The organism is Microbacterium sp. BK668 (assembly GCF_004362195.1).
Taxonomy (GTDB): Bacteria; Actinomycetota; Actinomycetes; order Actinomycetales; family Microbacteriaceae; genus Microbacterium.
Genome location: NZ_SNWG01000001.1, coordinates 306234 through 324696, shown reverse-complemented (window position 1 = coordinate 324696; position 18463 = coordinate 306234). Strand labels below are relative to the sequence as shown.

The window sequence follows — 18463 nt, the reverse complement described above, 5'->3', positions numbered from 1 at the left end:
CCTGGCCGTCAGCCGCTCGCGCCCGCTCTGCGACCGCCCCACGTGAGGCCCGCGAGCTTCGCCGAGACAGTCCAGACGCGCCGCGCCGCGTTCGCGTCGACGATCGAGGGGTAGGGGCGCCGCCGTCGCGGCGGACCCTGCAGCCCGAGGAAGCCGCCGGGTCCGTAGAAGCCTCCGGCGACGGCGTCGGGCGACGCCGCCGCGAAGACGGCGGGGAGGGATGCCTCGGCCGGCGTCCCGCCGACCCCGGCATCCATGATCCGGCGGGCTGTCCGCGCCACGGCACCGGGCGCGTCCCGCATCTCGGCGGGGCCGATGTTCGTGATCGCGATCCCCGGGTGGGAGACGTTCGTCGTGAGGCCCCACCCGCGCTCGGTGCTCCGGCGACCGAGTTCGAGAGCGAAGAGACTCAGGGCGACCTTGGACGAGCCGTAGGCGCGGAAGGCGGAGTAGCCGTGCTCGAGCTGCAGGTCGTCGAAGCGCACGCGGTGGAACCGTGCGGCGAGACTGCTCTGCACCGTCACTCGCGCGCCGCCCGCTCGCAGGAGGGGGAGGATGCGGTCCACGAGGGCGACGTGGCCGAGGTGGTTCGTCTGGAAGTGCAGTTCGAATCCGTCGACGCTGGTGTGGCGGACGGGATCTCGGAGCGCGATCATGCCGGCGTTCAGCACGAGGAGCTCGACGGGCCGACCCTCGGCGAGCAGTGCATCGGCGCCTGCCGCGACAGAGCTGAGGTCGGCCAGATCGAGGTCGATGAGGGTGAGCGTCGCTTCCGGTGCCGTGGCACGGATCGCGGCGATCGCACGATCGCCCTTGCCGCGGTTGCGGACCGGCAGCACGACGTCGGCTCCCGCGCCGGCGAATGCGCGCGCGATCTCGACGCCGACGCCGTCGCTCGCACCGGTCACGACGGCGCGCATTCCGGCGAGGTCGGGGAGCGGGACGCTCCAGCGCGGAGCCCGGGGGGTGGACATGGGCGGGTCCTCTCGACGGGAAGCGGCAAGGACCGGGTAGCGCTGGTGCTCACAACCTAGCGCCGCGGGTGCGCCGGTGAAAGCGGACGAGGCCCACGACGACGGCGGCGGGAGGAACCGACCTCCGCCTCGCGGATACGGTTGCCGTGTGCCCACCGACCCGCTGCCCGACCACCCCGCCCCCGACGACCCCCCGGGGAAGCTCGTGCTCCTGCGGCACGGTGAGACGGAGTGGTCGCGCTCGGGCCGGCACACCGGCCTGACGGATATCCCGCTGACCAGCCGAGGGGAGGCGCTCGCCCGCGGTGCCGGACAGCTCGTCGCCGGCTATGACTTCTCTCTCGTGCTGTCCTCGCCGCTGCAGCGTGCCCGGCGAACGGCGGAGCTCGCCGGCCTGCAGGCGCAGGTGGATCCGCTCCTGGTGGAGTGGGACTACGGCGGCTACGAGGGGCGGACGACGCGGGAGATCCGCGAGGAGCTCGGGTACAACTGGACGGCGTTCACGCACGGCGTGGTCCGCGGGCGCACGCCCGGCGAGACGGTGGAGGAGGTCGCCGCTCGCGCCTCGCGTGTGCTCACGCGTGTCCTGCCCGCGATGGTCGACGGGGACGTCGCACTGGTGGCGCACGGCCATTTCCTGCGCATCCTGACGGCGGTCTTCCTCCGGCTCGCTCCACGGTTCGGAGCTCAGATCACCCTGGACGCGGGATCGGTGTCGGTGCTGAGCTTCTACAGGGAACAGCCCGCCATCCTGTCCTGGAACTACGGACTGGAACTGCCGCTCGCGCCCTCGGAGTCCTGACGTCCCCAGCTCGGCTCGGGGAGCTCCCACGCGCGCTCGCCGCGCTCCACCCACTCGTGCCCGAGACGGTCGAAGCGAACGGTCGGCTCCGGATGCGAAGCGATATTTGTTGACAATAACGACATATTGCTTACGATGGCTGCGCGGCGGGCGCCGACCGGCCCCGCGGCATCCACGAATACCCCTCGCGCCCATGCAAAGGAGCATCATGCGGATATCGCGTGCCCTCATCGTCGGCGTCCTGGCGCTGACACCCGTCGCCGTCCTGCCCACGTCCGCCTTCGCCGCGCCGGCGCCGCCGGCGAACCCCAACGCCTCCGAGCACTCGGCCGCGATCGGGCAGAACTCGCTGCGCGCCCTTGCCGAAGAGGCCGGCATCGAGATCGGTGTGGCAGTGAACACCGATCTGCTGGAGCACAACGGCAAGTACCGCAACATCGTCAACACGCAGTTCTCGAGCGTGACGGCCGAGAACGTCATGAAGTGGGAGGCCCTCGAACCCCAGCGGGGCGTCTACGAGTGGGATGCCGCCGAGGCGCTTCTCGCCAGCGCCGAGGCGAACGGGCAGGTCGTCCGCGGGCACACGCTCGTCTGGCACAATCAGCTCCCCACCTGGCTCACGAGCGGCGACTTCACCGCCGAGGAGCTGCGTTCGATCCTCGAGGAGCACGTCACGACGGTCGCAGAGCACTTCGCGGGCCGCATCCAGCAATGGGATGTCGTCAACGAGATCTTCGACGACGACGGCACGTTCCGCGAGACGATCTTCTCCGAGGCCTACGCGGAGCTCGGCCTCTCGAACGTCGACTACATCGGCGACGTGTTCCGGTGGGCGCGTGAGGCCGACCCGGAGGCGCTGCTGTTCTACAACGACTACAACCTCGAGTTCACCGGACCGAAGAGCAACGCCGCGTACGCGTTCGTGCAGGAGCTGCTCGCCGCCGGCGTCCCGATCGACGGGGTCGGATTCCAGGGGCACCTCGACACGCAGTACGGATTCCCGGACCTCCAGAACAACCTGCAGCGCTTCGCCGACCTCGGGCTCGAGGTCGCGCTGACCGAGGTCGACATCCGCACCTTCGTCACCCAGAAGAAGAACGGGACGTACACGAACACCCCGTCCGACCCCGCCGAGGCGGCGCAGCAGGTCGAGTGGTGGGCTTGGACGCTCGAGGCATGCCTGGCGGTCGAGGCGTGCAACTCCTACACGGTCTGGGGGGTCTCGGACGCCAACTCGTGGATCCCCGGGTGGTTCACCGGTCAGGGTGCGGGCCTGTTGTTCGACGCGCACAACAACCCCAAGCCTCAGTTCGAGGCACTGCGCGAAGTGCTTCGCAACGCGGCATAGCCGATCGGTCGCCACGCCTCGGGAAGACCGGAGCCGCTCGGGCCCCGGTCTTCTCGTGTGCCCGACCGACCGGGTCCACCGTCGGTCCCCGGCGAGCCGGTGATCAGGCGGAGTCCTCCTTCGCCTCCTCTTCGATCGTCGTGAGCTCGAGGATCCGGGCTTCGAGCGCGCGCAGTAGGGGCTCGCGCCTGGCCGTCTTGAGCACCTCGCTGATATAGGACTGCGCGAGCCCTGTGGCGACGAGGCCGGAGTAGCCGCTGTCCTCGATCTCGACGACAAGGTGACTGACGGCGTCGACGTCGTCCGCGACCATCGCGCGAAGGAGTCGTGCCGCGAGAAGATCTGGTCCGTCCATGTCGGAATGCTCCTTTCGGTGCGGGATTCTAGGAACCCTCACGGATGCGCTCAAGGGCCGGAAGGGTCGACGCGTCGTCTTGCCGCAAATCTCGACCTCGCGTGGCGACGGGATCGCCCCTACTCTCGGATGATCAGCTCGGATCCGTCGACCGACGTGACGCCGAGGAACGGAGGTTGACGGGATGGCTCGTTCCTGGTGGGTCGCGCTGAAGCGGTTCTTCAGCCCCGAGACCGAGACGTACGAGACGCGGCGCGACGGGGCCACGACGGACGCTCCGCGTGCAGTTGCGGAGCAGTACGGACGGGGCGCCGACCATCGCCGTCACGGGGGGTCGGGCGCGACCGGCGCGGCCGGTTGAGCCTTCGCGACCGGAGCAGCGGGTGAGCGAGTCTCCGGCGAAGGTATTCGCCCGCCTCGGCACTCGGGAGCGACCGGATGTCGGCACCCCGCGACTGCAGCGCGCCGTCGTGCTCGGAGGCAGCGTCGCGGGCTTGCTGGCGGCACGGGTGCTTGCCGACAATGCCGACGAGGTCATCGTTCTCGAGCGGGATGAGGACATGTCGGGAGGTGAGGATGGACGCCGCGGCGTGCCGCAGCGGCTTCAGGTGCACGCGCTGCTGCCGGGCGGGCGCGCGCAGATCGAGCGGTGGTTCCCGGGATTCGGCCGGGAGGCCGTCGAGCAGGGTGCGGTCGCCTCGACGCCGCAGCAGAGCGAGCAGTGGATCGACGACGTGCGAGCGGTGTCGTCTCCCAACGTCGTGCTGCTCAACGGCAGCCGCACCTTCATCGAGGCGCTGCTGCGCCGTCGCACCCTGGCGCTGCCGAACGTGCGGCTGGTGCCGACCGCGGCCGCCGGGCTGGTCTATCGCGAGGGACGCGTCACCGGGGTGCGGCTGGCGGCGGGGGACGAGAGCGTCCTGCCGGCCGACTTCGTCGTCGATGCGATGGGCCGGTCGAGCCGGCTGGCGGCCTGGTTGGATCGCGACGGATGGGAGTCGCCGCCGATGGAGCGCATGCAGATCGACGTCAACTACGCCACCGCCTACTTCGCCCGCTCCGACGACGAGCCGCGCGTGGCCGTCGCCACCTCGCGTGTCTCGCCCGGCTACCCGAAGAAGACCCACGCAGCGCTCACCGCCGTCGAGGGCGGCCGATGGATGCTGCTGCAGATGACGTACGGCGACGACCGGCCCCCGCAGGACTGGGGTGGTTTTCTGGACCGGTGCGCCAGCCTGCCCCCGGTCTTCGCCGAGGTAGCGCGGGGCCGGCCGATCGGAGAGGTGCACGCCTTCCGGCTCAGCGAGGCGCGGCGCCGCCGCTACGACCTCCTCCAGCGCCTGCCGGGCGGCCTGATCAGCGTCGGAGACGCCGTTGCGTCGTTCAACCCGATCTACGGCCAGGGCATGTCGGCGGCCGCGCTGCACGCGTCCTGTCTCTCGGAGTACCTGCGCGGCCCGTCCGATCCGACCGGCATGGCCACGCGCTTCTTCGAACTGCAGAAGGTCGTGGTGGATGCCGCGTGGGACCTGTCCACGCAGGCGGACGCGCAGCGCCTCGAGACCGCGCGGCCACCGCTGCCGATCCGGCTGCGGCGAGCGGTGGTGGATCAGGTCCTCGCGGCCGCCGTGGTGGACGTCCCGGTCGCGACGGCGTTCAACGAGGTGGCGTTCATGAACGCGCACCCCAGCACCCTGGCCGCGCCGTCCGTCGTCCTCAGGTCGGTTGCCTCGAATCTCCGTGTCCGCGCGCGGGCGTCGCGAAGAACGATCACCGGAGCCGTCGGCGCGCCGCGGTGACCCACCCCATCGCCAGGTCTCCGCCGCCGTGGGGACCCGTGGCACCGCCATTCGGAACGACCCTCGGAGCGCAACCCCGTCGGCAGCGAGACCGGGCTGCGCTAGCGTGCGTGAAGTCGACTCGCGCGCGGGCGCGACGGAGGTCCCAGGCGGAGGTTTCAGCATGTCGGTGGGTTTGCTTGCGGTCGTGGACGACATCCTCACGGCCGCCGTCAAAGCGAGCGCGAAGACCGCTGGCGTCGTCATCGATGACGCGGCGGTCACTCCGCAGTATGTGCAGGGCGTGCTGCCGGCCCGCGAGCTGCCGATCGTCGGCAAGATCGCGCTCGGCAGTCTCGTCAACAAGTTCATCATCATCATCCCCCTCGCACTGCTGCTCACCGCCTTCGCCCCATGGGTGCTGCCGTGGCTGCTCATCGTGGGCGGCCTGTACCTGTGCTTCGAAGGCGCGGAGAAGGTCATGGAGTGGTTCGGGGCCCACCACGGCCCAGGGCAGGACGCCCCGAGGGACGAGCGAAAGCTCGTGTTCGGCGCGATACGCACGGACCTCATTCTGAGCACGGAGATCATGCTGATCTCGTTGGCCAGTCTCGACGCCGGGTTGGGGATCTGGATGACGTTCGGCGTTCTGTGCGTGATCGCTCTCGCGATGACGTTGCTCGTCTACGGAGCCGTTGCGCTGCTGGTCAAGATCGACGACATCGGACTCGGGATGGCGCAGAGCTCCGTCGGGAGGGTGCGCAGCACGGGAGAGACCATCGTGCGATCGATGCCGGCGGTGTTCCGCATCATCAGCATCGTCGGCACGATAGCCATGCTGTGGGTGGGTGGTCACCTCGTGATCGCGAATCTGGCGGAGACGATCTGGGAGGGCCCTTACGACCTGCTGCACGTCGTCACCCACTGGGTGGAGTCGCTCGGGCCGGTCGTCGTGTGGGTCGTCGACACCGTGGTGTCGGGCCTTTTCGGTCTCGTGGTCGGACTGGTCATCGTGGGCGTCGTCCTGGCGGTGACCAGACTCCGCAGGGCCCCCGCCTCCGCCCACGCATCGCACGAGCGGACGAGCGGTTGACGCCACGGCGGAGCCGGCGTCGCCATCCCCGAAGCCTGCTCGCGCCGAACCGGGCGCGATGACCCCGACGGTTCAATCGGTCGTCAGCCACACATAGTCGAACGGGCCGAGGTCGACGCCCTCGTGGCGTCGGCCGGTGAGAACGTCGCGTCCCCGGAGCGTGGGAAGCGAGACGTGCTCCTCGCTCACATTGATCGCCGCGACGACCTCATCGTCGGACGCGGCGGCGCGACGGACGGCGAACACGCGTGGGTCGAGCTGTTCGACTGTCTGGTCCGCGAACGGTGAGAAGCCGGCGAGGCTCCGGCGCACCTCGAGGAGGTGCCGCAGGCCTTCGAGCATCCCCTGCCTTCGGGGAGAGGATGCCAGTTCCGCCGTCAGACGGTCGGCGTCGAGCGTCTCGCGGTTGATCCGGCGTGCGATGTCACTTCGCTCCATGCCGTCCAGATCCTGGCCGGAGCCGAGCAGGGAGTGGTAGTAGATCGCGGGCACTCCGACGACGGACAGCAGGATCGCGTGCGCCGCGAGTCCGCGCACCACGGCCGAGGCATCCGGATCCGGGTCCTCCGGGTCGACGAGCGCGTCCAGATAGTTGGTGTTGAGCTCGTAGACCCCTTCGGAACCGTCCGGGCGGCGTGCCATGGAGACGCGGCCGCCCCGTGCCAGCGTGCGCTGGACGAGCTGCGCGCGGTCTCCGTCGGTGAGGAGTCCCTGGGTGGGACGGATGCCGATGCCGTCGTGGCTGGCGAGGAAGTTGAACCAGGTCGCGGTCTCGCTGACCGGCCCGATCGTCGACGCCCAATCCGACAGCGCGGTCGCGCGTCCGGTGACGAAGGCGTGCAGGACCAGCGGCGGCAGGGCGAACTGGTAGACCATGTGCGCCTCGTTCGACCCGTCGCCGAAGTAGGTGATGTTGTCGGCGTGGGGGACGTTCGTTTCGGTGAGGAGGAGGGTCCCCGGGGCGAGCTCGTCGACGAGCACGCGCCAGATCCGGATGATCGCGTGCGTCTGCGGCAGGTGGAGGCACGTCGTTCCGGACTGCTTCCACAGGTATCCGATGGCATCCAGCCGCACCGTCGTCGCGCCGTGCGACAGGTAGCCGAGCAGCACGTCGGTGAGATCCAGCAGCACCGCGGGGGTGCTCGGATCGACGTCGACCTGGTCGGCGCCGAAGGTCGTCCACGCTTTCGCCGTCGTCCCGTCCGGCCGCGAGTACTCGTGGATGAGCGCAGTGGTGCGCGGACGGACGACGTGGGTGGTGTCGAAGTCCGGTCCCGGTTCGAGGAAGTACCCGTCGAAGCGCGGGTCGCGGGCGAGCCATCCTCGGAACCAGGCGCTCGAGCTCGACAGATGGTTGGCGACGAAGTCCAGCGCGAGAGCGTGGTCGGCGCGCAGCTCCGCGATGTCGCTCCACGTGCCGAGCTGGGGATTGACCTGCCGGTGGTCGAGGACCCCGAACCCGTCGTCGGAGGTCCACGGATAGATCGGCAGGAGGTGGACGTCGGTCACAGCATCCCGGACATGTGTGCGGAGCACCCCGGCGAGCGTGTGGAGCGGCGCCTCGTCCTTCCGGCGGAAGGCATCGCCGTAGGTGATGAGGTAGGCCGTCGCCTCGTCGGGGCGGTCCTTGTCGGCGCGCTGCAGCGCCGGCGCCCAGCGCGCCGCGAGTTCCATGAGGCCGTCGAGCACTTCGCCGGCCCCATCGCCGTAGAGCCCGGCGACGAGGGGGTGCAGTCGGGCTCGGAGTCCTTGCAGGTCTGCGGCGGTCATCGGGCCCGCTCCGTGAGCAGCCGGCGGACGAGGGCGAGGCCGTGATCATCGAGCTCGGCGATGCGGTCGGAGAATCCGCGCAGGCCGGGTGCTCGGAGCACGACGTCGGCCCACTCGTCGCGCAGCGCGAAGGAGGGGCGTGCGACCAGGCAGTCGGGGTCGTTGGTCCACAGGCGTCCGTGCTGCCAGGCTCGTGCCTCGAGCGAGAGGCGACCGCGGAGTCCTTGCGATCCGTCTTCGCCCCCCTCGTGGAAGGTGTCCGGCGACACGCGCATGGCGTCGACCAGGCCGACGCTCGGGAGGATCGGAGCGCCGCACCCCAGCAGGTAGGCATCCGCACCCATGACCTCCCGGATGAGGGCGAGCCCCGATCGGTACGCCTCGACGGGGGTGGCTTCTTCGTGACGGACGCCGGGTACCGCGCCGGAGTACAGGAAGTCGAGCTTCAGGTAGTCCGCGCCGAGAGCACGGATGCGGCTGAAGACCTCTCCGAGATGATCCCGCACTCCGGGGTGGGTGAGGTCGAGCCCAACGAGGTCGTCGCCCCAGTTGAAGCCGGCAGGACCGGTGAGCCACTCCGGATGAGCGCGGGCGAGGTCGGATCTCGAACCGACGGAGAAGGGGGCGAGCCACACGCCGGCTCGGCGACCGCTGTCGCGGATCGCCGCAACGGCGTCGCCGAGAGAGCCGAACCGCGGATCGGGCTTCGTCCACTCGCCCGTGCCGAGACTCCAGCCGTCGTCGATCTGGACGACGTCGACGGGTAGGTCGAGTCGATCGATCTCCCGGAGGTTCTCTTCCACGTCGGCGGCGGTGACCTCTTCGAAGTACCGGTACCAGGTGCACCAGACCCGCGGCACGGCCGCCTCGACGCGCGCACCGGCCGCCGCACCGAATCTGTCGCCGAAAGACCTGAGCGCGCCGTCGGACGCGGGAGAGGCGTCGACGGTCCACTGTTCGACGAGGCCGTCCGCGCGAACGGTCACGTGGTCGCCCTGCCATTCGGCCCGGATCGATGGGACCTGGGCGGAGGCATCGAGTGTGGCGTAGACCCGGGTCGGTGCCCCGTCACCCGGGTCGACCGCGAGGAGGCCCTCGCCCTGCACCCCCTCGTCGGGGATGGCCGTTCCCGGGCGGAAGCGCATGAGATGCTGCCACTCCTCGGCGGGGCGGAAGGCGAGACTGTCGCGGTCGTACCAGGTCGTGGGACTCCAGCTCTGCCACCCCTCGGCGTAGATGCGCGCCGTCGGCGCGACCGGCAGTTCGTCGATGAGGGTCATGCCGCGGCCGCCTTCCTGAAGGAAGCAGTGCTCAGGTGGAGATCGTCGGGCCGGACGGGCGCGCCCCCGGATTCCGCGGACGCGGCGGCGGCGAGGCTGAGCCGTACCGAGGCGAGCACGTGGTCGGCGGAGTTCTCCGGCTCCCGGCCCTCGTCCACCGCCGTCAGCAGCTCGCCCATCGCACCGGCGAAGCCGTCGGGGAACCACTGACCCTCGAGAGCGAAGCGGGTGCGCTCGTCGCCGCGCTCGAGTTCAGCGAAGTCGCTGCCCAGCAGGACGCTGCCCCGGATCGTCCCCTCGGTCCCGTGTATCCAGTACGGGCAGCCCCCACTGCGGGTCCGGGCGTCGCCGACGATCCGGATGGACGCGCTCGCCCCCGTCGAGGACCCGATGAGCACGCTGGCGTGCCACGGGTTGCGGGCGTCCACGGGCTGCGCCGGGACGCGCGATTCCTGCGCGGCGACGGATGCGACCTCCGATCCCTCCAGCCAGCATCGGGTGATGTCGACCCAGTGGACGAGGTAGTCGGTGAGGAGCATGTGGGGAGTCAGATCGAAAGCGGTGCCGGCGAGCGGTGGCAGAGGCTTGTCATGCAGGTGCGTGACGCCGATCACTTCGCCGATGGCGCCGCTGCGGACGAGGAGCGTCGCGAGGCGCCAGGACGGCGCCCAGCGTGCGTTCTGGTTGACGGCGACCCGGATGCCGCGTTCCCGCGCTCGCGCGAGGAGTCCCCGCAGTCGCGGCAGTTCGTCGCTGTCGATGCTCAGCGGCTTCTGCGCGAGAACGTGCTTGTCCGCCTCGATGGCCGCCTCGATGAGAGCGAGCCGACCGTCCGGTCCTGTCGCGATGTCTACGACGTCGATTTCCGGATCGGCGAGCAGGGCCCCCACCGAGTCGTGGACCGTCCGGATGCCGAAGTCCGCCGCGAGCGCCGTGGCCGAGTCCGTGCGCCGGGACGCCACCGCCACGACCGGGATGCCCCAGGCGCTGTAAGCGGGCAGATGGGCCGTCCTCGCGATCGCGCCGGCGCCGATCAGCCCCACGCGGCAGGGCCTCTTCGGCACTCGGGGCCGGTAGTCCGGAACCCTCATCGAGAGCGCTCCGGGGCCGCATCGAATCTCAGGACCGCCTGAAGGATCCCGGGGTCGCCGGAGTCCAGGCGTGCGAAGACGTCGGCGACGTCGGAAGCGTCGACGATGTCGGTGACCAGCGCGCCGGCGTCCACGGCGCCGGCGAGGATCAGGTCCATGACGGTGCGGACCAGTCGCGGCTGATCCCACCGGCCGCCGAGTCCGACGGGGACCCCGGAGATCTGGCTGGCCACGATGCGCACCCGGTTGTGATGGAACTCCTCGCCGAGGCGCAGGTGGGCAGCGCCGCCCTGGTAGAAGCCGGATGCCGCGACGAGGCCCTCCACGACGACGGACCGTATGGCTTCGTGGAGAGCGCGGTCGGCGCCGGAGAGCTCGATGGCGCTGTCGGCGCCGCCATCCGTCAGCGTCCGGATGTACGCGCCGGCGCCGCCCTCTCTCGATGCGTCGATGGTCTCGACGGCACCGAGCTCGGCGGCCTTGGACAGGCGGCTCGCGACGGTGTCGACCGCGTACACCCGTCCGCCCGACAAGGCGGCCAGTCGTGTGGCCAGCAGCCCGATGACGCCCTGGCCGAAGATGGCGACGCGCTCTCCGAGTCGCACGTCGGCGGCGAGCACCGCGTTGAGGGCGATCGAGCCCACCCGGGCGAAGGTGCCGAGCACCGGGTCCGTCTCGGATGGGAGGGTGCGCCACTCGAGAGTGGACGCCGGGAGCACTGCGTCGCTGCGATGCCCCCAGATCCCGTGGACGATATCGCCCGGCGTGAGAGACACGACGTCGTCCGCGACCTCGACGACTCGACCCACCTCCGAGTATCCCCACCCCTGCACCGGGTAGCCGAAGCTCGGCCGTCCCGGAACGAAGAGCCGCTGTTGCGCGTCCCACGTGGCGTTGAGGTACGGGTTCGTCCCTCGATAGGCCGTCAGCTCCGTGCCGGCGGAGATGCCCGAGTACCAGGTCTCGACGCGGACCGCGCCGGGCGTCAGGAGCGCGGCATCCGTCTCGACGAGTTCGACGCGACCGGGCTCGGGGAATTGGACGATGTGAGGCACGAGACGTGCGTTCCTTTCGAGGATCGACTGCGCAGCAGAACAGGACGCGGAGCGTTCACCCCTTCTCCGCGCCGGCGGTGAGGCCGCCGACGAGCAGTCGCTCGGAGGCGAAGAAGAGGATGATGATGGGCAGGGTCAGGATGACGGAGCCGGCCATCAGCACGGTGGTGGGGACCTCGATGCTCCCCGACAGCTGCGAGAGGCCGAGCGAGACGGTCCACGAGTCGCGCTTCTCGACGAGGAAGAGCAGCGCGAAGAGGAACTCGTTCCAGGCGATCATGAAGATGAACAGCCCGTTCGAGACGAGGGCCGGCATGGCCAGGGGAAGACTGATCTTCCACATCGTCTGGAGCCGGCTGCATCCGTCGATCGCAGCGGCCTCTTCGAGGGAGACCGGAACCGTCGCGAAGTAGTTGCGGAGCGTGTAGATCGACACCGCCGCGACCTGCGACACGTACACGATGACGAGCGACACGAGCGACCCGCGCAGCCCCAGCTGCGTGAAGAACACGAAGAGCGGGACAGCGAGCAGGATCGCAGGGAAGAAGTAGACCGCGAGGAAGAGTCCCGACACCTGGCGGCGTCCGAAGAACTGCAGCCGGCTCACGGCGTAAGCGCCGGGGATCGCGACGAGCAGGGTCAGGATGACCGTGCTGATCGCGACGAGCAGCGAGTTGCGCATGAAGACGATGAACCCCTGCCCGCCGTCGGAGACAGGGGCGAGCACCTCGAGGTACGTGGACAGGTCGAGCTCGTCGATCGAGATCCACAGCGCTCCGGGGTCCTGCAACAGGGAATCCAGTGAGCGGAAGCTCAGCAGCACCATGTAGTAGAAGGGGAAGACCGCGACGACCAGCAGCAGCACGATCACCACGGGCTTGAGGATCTTGAACAGCGCGTTCTCGAAGCGGTCGCGCCCCACTCCCCGCGGCTGGGTGCGGTTGCGCTCGACGGTCGAGGCGGTCATGCCTGCTCCTCCTGCCTGCCGAAGAGCCGGAGATAGATGCCGACGAGGACGGCGAGGATGGCCGCCAGGACGAGGGCCTGCGCGGCAGCCGCGCCGATGTCGCCGCGGGCCGTCATGTAGTCGAAGACGCGGACTGCCACCACCTCGGTGCCGGCGCCGCCACCGGTGAGCAGGTAGATGTCGTCGAAGTTGTTGAACGTCCAGATGAAGCGGAGGACGCTGAGCACGGCGATCGTCGGGAGAAGCTGCGGCCAGAGGATGTGGCGGAAGCGCTGGCTCGGAGTGGCTCCGTCGATCCGCGCCGCTTCGTCGAGGACGTCGGGCACGGCCTGGAGTCGCGCCGTGAGGAAGAGGAACGCGAACGGGAACGACCGCCAGCCCTCGAAGCAGATGACGGTCAGCAGGGCGATGGGGATCTGGATCTCGACACCGAAGATCGACACGGGGAGCCAACGCTGGGAGAGGAAGGCAACGGGTTCCTCCCAGCCCAGCACCGTCTGGCCGAACCAGTTCACGAACCCGAACTGGGGATTCAGCAGCGTCGACCAGACGAAGGTCGCGGCGACGACCGGAGCGACATAAGGGAGGAGCAGAGACGCGCGGATGATGCCGCGTCCGCGGAACGGCTTGCGCAGTGCGAGGGCGGCGATGAGGCCGACTCCGATGGCGAGGGCCGTGCCGAGGACGGAGTACAGGACCGTCGTCCACAGAGCACTGAGGAAGCCCGGCGAGGTGATGACCTCGATGAAGTTGTCGAGGGTATAGGAGCCGAACAGGCCGGTCCGACGGATGTTCAGGAGGCGGACCTTCTGAAAGGCGAGCGAGACGGCCCAGATGATCGGGATGATCACCGCGACGGTGATGATGATCAGCGTCGGGGTGATGAGGAGGAGACCGGCCCGGTTCTCCTCTCGGCTGCGGCGGGACCTGCCGGGCTTGGTCGGGACGAGGTGCTCGCCGGGGCGGACATCCTCGTCGTCCCGCAGGACGGGGGGCGGACCTGAGAGGTCCGACCCCCCTGAGAGCTGCGTCACTGCAGCGACTCCTGCACGGAACGCGCCGCCTCGGCAGCTGTCTGTGCCGCCTGCTCGGCATCGCCGCCCTGCGCGACGTCGCTGACGGCCTCGGCGACGGGCTGCTCGCCCTGAAGCGCGCCGAGGAGGTCGCCCTGCCCTTGCGGGATCGCCCAGCGGGCGATGTCCTCCGGGCCGGCGGCGACCGCGTCCAGCACCTCCGCCGAGTAGAAGTCCGACAGCGGCGCCTTCGTGTCCACGCCGGCGGGAAGCGTCGCCCAGAGGTCGGAGTACTCCGTCGGGCTGTCGGTCGTGCCGAAGCGCACAGGTACTTTGCCCTCCGGGGCGATCGCGATCCAGTCCTGGTAACCGTCGCTCATCATGTACTCGATGAACTGCTGCGACGCCTCCGCGTTCGCGCCATCGGTGATGGTCCACGAGGTGATCTCGCCGAACTGGGCGGGACCGTCGTTGTCGGGGCCGGCGATCGACGTCACCACGCCGCTGTTCTGAGCGAGGAACGCGGGGTCGGCAGCGCACTCCGGGCACGTCGGCTTGGCGTCTTCGCGCAGGCCGGCCATCTCGTCGAGGACGAAGCTCGACCAGATGAACATCGCCGCCTCTCCGGCGAAGTACGTCGCGCGCGTCGTGTCGACGTCCTGCGCACCCGGCACGGAGTAGTTGGTGGTCAGATCGCCGTAGAACTGCAGCGCGCCCACGCAGGCTTCGGAGTCGAGCTCGATGTCGCCGTCCGAGTTGACGAGCTGGCAGTCGTTGCCGAGAGCGACCTGCTCGAACGTCTGCTCGGTGAAGGCGTCCCCGGGCGCGGTCGCACCGACGAATCCGGCCACCTCCGGCGAGTTCAGGGCTTCCGCCGCCTCGAGCATCTTGTCGTACGTGTCGGGTGCCTCGAGGCCCGCGGCTTCGAAGAGGTCGGTGCGATAGAACAGCATCTGCAGCCAGGACTCGCTCGGGACGGCCAGCTGCGTGTCGCCGTCGGCGGTGAGCTCGAGGGCCTTCTCCGAGAAGGTCGAGGCGTCGAGTGAGTCGATGACGGCGCCCACGGCATCCGTGTCGATCAGCTCGTTCGCCGAGAGCGTCCGCACCTGCGGCAGCGAGATGCCTCCGATGACGTCGGGCAGGTCGCCGGCGGCCGCCGACGATGTGATCAGCTGAGAGAACTGGTCCTCCGCGACCGACACCACCTCGACATCGACCCCGGACTCCTGCTCGAACGAGGCCACGATCGCCTCGGTCGCGGCGACCCGGTCGGGGAGGTCCTCTTGAACCCAGAAGGTGATGCTCTCCGCGTCGCCGCTTTCGCTGCTGTCGCCGCCGGATGTGCACCCCGACAGGACGAGCGCGGTCGCGCCGACCGCCGTCAGGACGATTGCTGTGGAACGGATCTTCACCGTGCGCCTCCTCGCGCTTCGCTGTGGATTCCCCGCCGCGCGCTCGAGCCTGCGTGGCGATATGTAAAGAAAGTAGAGCCGTTATGTATAACTGTCAAGCATAAGTAGGATGACGGCGACAGGAGGAGCTCATGCCCGGACCCGGCGACGTGCTGGAGCTGATCCGCGAGCGCGGACCGCTCACGAGGGGTGATGTGCTCGACATCACCGGCCTGTCGCGGATGACGGTGTCGTCGCGCATCGATGCGCTTCTGGAGTCCGGGCTCATCGCCGAGCGGGGCACCGAGCGCGTGACCGGCGGTCGGCCATCCAAGCGTCTCGAGTTCAACACGTCGCATGCAACGGTGATCACAGCGTCCGTGGACACCACGCACACGACCGTCGCGCTCACCGATCTGCGGGGACGTGTCGTGGCCGAGGATCGCATCGACGTGGCCGTGGCGCATGGGCCGAGTGAGACCCTCGACGCGATCGCGGGCCGCGCCGAGCATCTCCTCGCCGTGGCTGCGGAGCGCAGCCCGGTCGCCGCGATCGGCATCAGCGTGCCGGGACCGGTGGATCCGGACAGCGGGCGTCCCAGTCAGCCGCCCATCATGCCGGGATGGGATGCGTACCCCATCGCCGATCATCTCCACGATCGGCTGGGCGTCCCCGTGCTCGTCGCCAACGACGCCGACGCCGCCGCGCTCGGCGAGCAGCGCACCGCCCATCCCGACTCGCGCTCACTGTGCTTCATCAAGGTCTCGTCGGGCATCGGCACCGGCATCGTGCTCGGCGGACAGGTGTACCGCGGAACCGACGGCGGCGCCGGCGACATCGGACACGTCAAGATCGCCGGCTACGAGGATCTGCTCTGCCAGTGCGGATCGCACGGATGCCTCGCCGCCGGCGCGTCCGGTCGAGCCGTCGCCAGATCGCTCACCGCGCTGGGCAAGCCGGCCTCCTCGGGCTCGGACGTCGGCGCCTACCTCGCCGCGGGAGACACGGACGCCGCGCGACTGACCCAGGAGGCCGGGCGCGCGATCGGCGAGGTCGTCTCGATGGTCGTATCGCTCCTCAATCCCGGCGAAGTCGTCCTCGGCGGGATGCTCGCCTCCGCGCCACTGCTGACCGGCGTGCGGGAGACGCTCTACTCCCGCTCGCTGCCCCGTGCGACCCGTCACCTCACCGTCAGTCTGTCCACACTCGGCCAGCAGGCGGCGACCGTGGGCCTTGCCGCTCTCGTCGTCGATCGGGAGTTCTCCGCCGCTGTCGTGAACGAGTCGCTGGCCCGCTGAACCATGTCGTCCGATCCGGCCCTCGTCGTCATCGCGATGGATTCGTTCAAGGGATCCATCACCGCCGCGGACGCCGTCACCGCCGTCCGCGAGGGCTGGCTCGCGATCCGCCGTGCCGACGACGTCCGGCTCCTCCCCATGGCGGACGGCGGTGAGGGAACGCTCGACGCGTTCGAGGCGTCCGTTCCCGGTGCCGTCCGGCAGTACCTGACGGTCACGGGTCCCGACGACCGGCCGGTCGAGTCCTCCTGGCTTCTGCTTCCACCCACGACGGACGCACCCGCCGGGGTCGCGGTCGTCGAACTCGCCAGCACATCCGGGATCGAGATGCTCGGCTCCCCGCCGACTCTGCGCCCACTCGATGCGCACACGCGCGGGTTCGGCGAGGCGATCGCCGACGCACTCGGCCGCGGTGTGTCGCGTCTCGTTCTCGGCATCGGAAGCAGCGCTTCCACGGACGGCGGAGCCGGCATGCTGTCGGCACTCGGCGCTCGGCTCCGCGATCGGGACGGCCGGCCCGTGCCGCCTGGCAACCGCGGCCTCCACAGGGTGAGGTCGGCCGACCTCTCCGGGATGCCGCCGCTGCCGCCGCTCGGTGTGACCGTCCTCTCCGACGTCGGCAATCCGCTGCTCGGCTCCCGCGGCGCGGCCGCGGTGTTCGGCCCGCAGAAGGGCGCCACGGTCGCGGACATCGCGTTCCTGGAACGCGGGCTTGCTCGGCTGGCCGAGGTCCTGCCCGGCGACCCGCGTACCGCCGGCGCCGGTGCGGCGGGCGGAACCGGCTTCGCCCTTCTGGCCTGGGGTGCTCGCCTGACCTCGGGGGCGATGTCCGTGGCACGGCTGGTGGGACTTCCCGCCGCGGTGGCCGCGGCATCCGTCGTCATCACCGGCGAGGGCTCTTTCGACGGTCAGTCCGCTGAGGGCAAGGTTCCCTTGTACGTGGCCGGTCTCGCCGCCTCGGCCCGCGTGCCTGTGTCACTCATCGCCGGCCGCATCTCGACCGACGCGCCCGTCGAGGCGTTCGCGTCGTGCGTCTCACTGACCGAAGTGGCCGGGTCGAGCGCGGCCTCGATGGCGGACCCGCGGCGGTGGCTCGTCGCGGCAGGCCGACGGCTGGCCGGGGCGATCTGACCACCCGAGCCGGAGAGGAAAGCGGAGCCGCGCGAGCGGGCCTCTCGTCGGGCGACCAGCCGGTGCTGCGACGACGTCAAGCTTTACTCCGGACACGCCTGGCGTGTCAGTCTGTGCCCAACAGCGGTACAGGTCGCCACAATGCGAAGGAGCGGTCGGAATGTGGGGCACACTCCTGTTCGGTGCAGTCGCATCGAGCGCTCTCGTCATCGGCGCCGTGATCGGCGTGCGATTCGAGCTTCCCAAACGAATCCTCGCCATGCTGCTCGCCTTCGCCGCCGGTGCGCTCATCACGGCGCTGACTTTCGAGCTGTTCGAGGACTCGTACGAGCGGGGCGGCATCTGGCTGGCTGCCATCGGCCTCTTCGTCGGGGCGATCGTCTTCACGGTGTTGAGCGCGCTGCTGGACCGCTGGGCGCAGCCCGCGGCAAGGACGAAGCCCGCTGACGAATATCAGGGGAGCGCGAAGCTCGATACGGATGCTGCGGCAGAACGGCGCGCTCCCTCGGCAGCCACGACGCGAGGGGCGGCCGGTTTAGCGCTGCTGGCCGCGGTCACACTGGACGGCGTGCCGGAGAACCTCGCGCTGGGCATCTCGTTGACGGAGGGAACGGGAGGGGTCGCGCTGCTCGCCGCGATCTTCGTCTCCAACTTCCCGGAGGCGCTGGTGGGTTCCGCTTCCATGCGCGAGCAGGGTCGGTCGAGGGCCCAGATCATCGGCCTGTGGACGGTCTGCGCGGTACTCCTTACGCTCGCCGTCCTCGCGGGTGCGGCGTGGCTGGCCGACACGGATCCGGCAGTGGTCTCACTGCCGCTGGCCTTCGCAGCCGGCGCCGTCATCGCCTCCCTGGCGGACACCCTGATGCCGGAGGCCTTCGAGCACGGAGGGCCCGCGGTGGCTCTCAGCACTGCGGCCGGCTTCCTCCTCTCCTTCGTGCTGTCGCTCGCGTAACACCGTGAAGGAGTGGCATCACGCCCGGCACAGGGGTTCGGCGTCATCCCTTGCGGGACGACCGGCTGAGCGCAACCCGTTTGGCGGCGAGCCGCGCCTGAACTAGCGTGCGTGAAGTCGATCCGCGCGCGTCCGCGCGTCGGAGGTTCCGAGCGGAGGTTCCAG

17 protein-coding genes are annotated in these 18463 nt (G+C 69.8%); 8 read left to right on the top strand and 9 right to left on the bottom strand.

The features are described from left to right. Window positions 1-8 precede the first annotated feature (8 nt). Window positions 9-974 carry an SDR family oxidoreductase gene (locus EV279_RS01475; protein WP_133541173.1) on the bottom strand — a complete coding sequence of 322 codons (966 nt, stop codon included), beginning with the start codon at window positions 972-974 and terminating at the stop codon, window positions 9-11. 148 nt (window positions 975-1122) lie between these two features. Between EV279_RS01475 and EV279_RS01470 the strand changes: the two genes are divergently transcribed. After that, complete coding sequence (locus tag EV279_RS01470) at window positions 1123-1776, top strand: histidine phosphatase family protein (protein WP_133541172.1); 654 nt, start codon at window positions 1123-1125, stop codon at window positions 1774-1776. 208 nt (window positions 1777-1984) lie between these two features. After that, window positions 1985-3124, top strand: coding sequence for an endo-1,4-beta-xylanase (locus EV279_RS01465; protein ID WP_133541171.1), 1140 nt, complete (start codon window positions 1985-1987; stop codon window positions 3122-3124). Window positions 3125-3227: 103 nt separating this feature from the next. On the opposite strand, the gene EV279_RS01460 is transcribed toward EV279_RS01465, so the two are convergent. Continuing rightward, on the bottom strand, window positions 3228-3479 hold the full coding sequence (locus EV279_RS01460) for a hypothetical protein (protein ID WP_133541170.1): 252 nt from the start codon (window positions 3477-3479) through the stop codon (window positions 3228-3230). 184 nt (window positions 3480-3663) lie between these two features. On the opposite strand from EV279_RS01460, the gene EV279_RS16760 reads away from it, so the two are divergent. From EV279_RS16760 to EV279_RS01450, 3 genes are all read left to right on the top strand, one after another. After that, window positions 3664-3840, top strand: coding sequence for a hypothetical protein (locus EV279_RS16760; RefSeq protein WP_166644412.1), 177 nt, complete (start codon window positions 3664-3666; stop codon window positions 3838-3840). A 22-nt stretch (window positions 3841-3862) separates the two neighbouring features. After that, entirely contained in the window at window positions 3863-5278 is a 1416-nt protein-coding gene (locus EV279_RS01455) for an FAD-dependent oxidoreductase (protein WP_133541169.1), read from the top strand. Between the two features lie 163 nt (window positions 5279-5441). Then, the gene (locus EV279_RS01450; protein WP_133541168.1) at window positions 5442-6350 is read left to right on the top strand and encodes a DUF808 family protein; all 909 of its coding nucleotides are present in this window, start codon (window positions 5442-5444) and stop codon (window positions 6348-6350) included. A gap of 72 nt (window positions 6351-6422) precedes the next feature. Here the strand turns inward: EV279_RS01450 and EV279_RS01445 are convergent, their stop codons facing one another. Genes EV279_RS01445 through EV279_RS01415 form a run of 7 tightly spaced genes read right to left on the bottom strand, consistent with a single transcriptional unit; the run spans window position 6423 to window position 14938 of the window. Then, window positions 6423-8120 (bottom strand): alpha-amylase family glycosyl hydrolase, encoded by a 1698-nt coding sequence (locus EV279_RS01445; RefSeq protein ID WP_133541167.1) that lies wholly within the window; start codon window positions 8118-8120, stop codon window positions 6423-6425. After that, the gene (locus tag EV279_RS01440; RefSeq protein ID WP_133541166.1) at window positions 8117-9400 is read right to left on the bottom strand and encodes a glycoside hydrolase family 36 protein; all 1284 of its coding nucleotides are present in this window, start codon (window positions 9398-9400) and stop codon (window positions 8117-8119) included. Before EV279_RS01440 ends, EV279_RS01445 begins: the two co-directional genes overlap by 4 nt. After that, on the bottom strand, window positions 9397-10443 hold the full coding sequence (locus tag EV279_RS01435) for a Gfo/Idh/MocA family oxidoreductase (protein WP_166644411.1): 1047 nt from the start codon (window positions 10441-10443) through the stop codon (window positions 9397-9399). The genes EV279_RS01440 and EV279_RS01435 overlap by 4 nt, the downstream gene beginning before the upstream one ends. 44 nt (window positions 10444-10487) lie before the next feature. Beyond that, the gene (locus EV279_RS01430) at window positions 10488-11546 is read right to left on the bottom strand and encodes a zinc-binding alcohol dehydrogenase (RefSeq protein WP_133541164.1); all 1059 of its coding nucleotides are present in this window, start codon (window positions 11544-11546) and stop codon (window positions 10488-10490) included. Between the two features lie 55 nt (window positions 11547-11601). Further along, the gene (locus EV279_RS01425) at window positions 11602-12513 is read right to left on the bottom strand and encodes a carbohydrate ABC transporter permease (RefSeq protein ID WP_133541163.1); all 912 of its coding nucleotides are present in this window, start codon (window positions 12511-12513) and stop codon (window positions 11602-11604) included. Further along, on the bottom strand, window positions 12510-13547 hold the full coding sequence (locus EV279_RS01420) for a sugar ABC transporter permease (RefSeq protein WP_243728394.1): 1038 nt from the start codon (window positions 13545-13547) through the stop codon (window positions 12510-12512). The genes EV279_RS01425 and EV279_RS01420 overlap by 4 nt, the downstream gene beginning before the upstream one ends. Then, the gene (locus EV279_RS01415; protein ID WP_133541162.1) at window positions 13544-14938 is read right to left on the bottom strand and encodes an extracellular solute-binding protein; all 1395 of its coding nucleotides are present in this window, start codon (window positions 14936-14938) and stop codon (window positions 13544-13546) included. Before EV279_RS01415 ends, EV279_RS01420 begins: the two co-directional genes overlap by 4 nt. Window positions 14939-15069: 131 nt before the next feature. Between EV279_RS01415 and EV279_RS01410 the strand changes: the two genes are divergently transcribed. From EV279_RS01410 to EV279_RS01400, 3 genes are all read left to right on the top strand, one after another. Then, complete coding sequence (locus EV279_RS01410) at window positions 15070-16215, top strand: ROK family transcriptional regulator (RefSeq protein ID WP_133541161.1); 1146 nt, start codon at window positions 15070-15072, stop codon at window positions 16213-16215. 3 nt (window positions 16216-16218) lie between these two features. Next, window positions 16219-17346, top strand: a complete 1128-nt coding sequence (locus EV279_RS01405; protein WP_133541160.1) for a glycerate kinase — start codon at window positions 16219-16221, stop codon at window positions 17344-17346. A gap of 160 nt (window positions 17347-17506) precedes the next feature. Then, window positions 17507-18298, top strand: a complete 792-nt coding sequence (locus EV279_RS01400; RefSeq protein ID WP_133541159.1) for a zinc permease — start codon at window positions 17507-17509, stop codon at window positions 18296-18298. The last annotated feature ends 165 nt before the right edge of the window (window positions 18299-18463 follow it).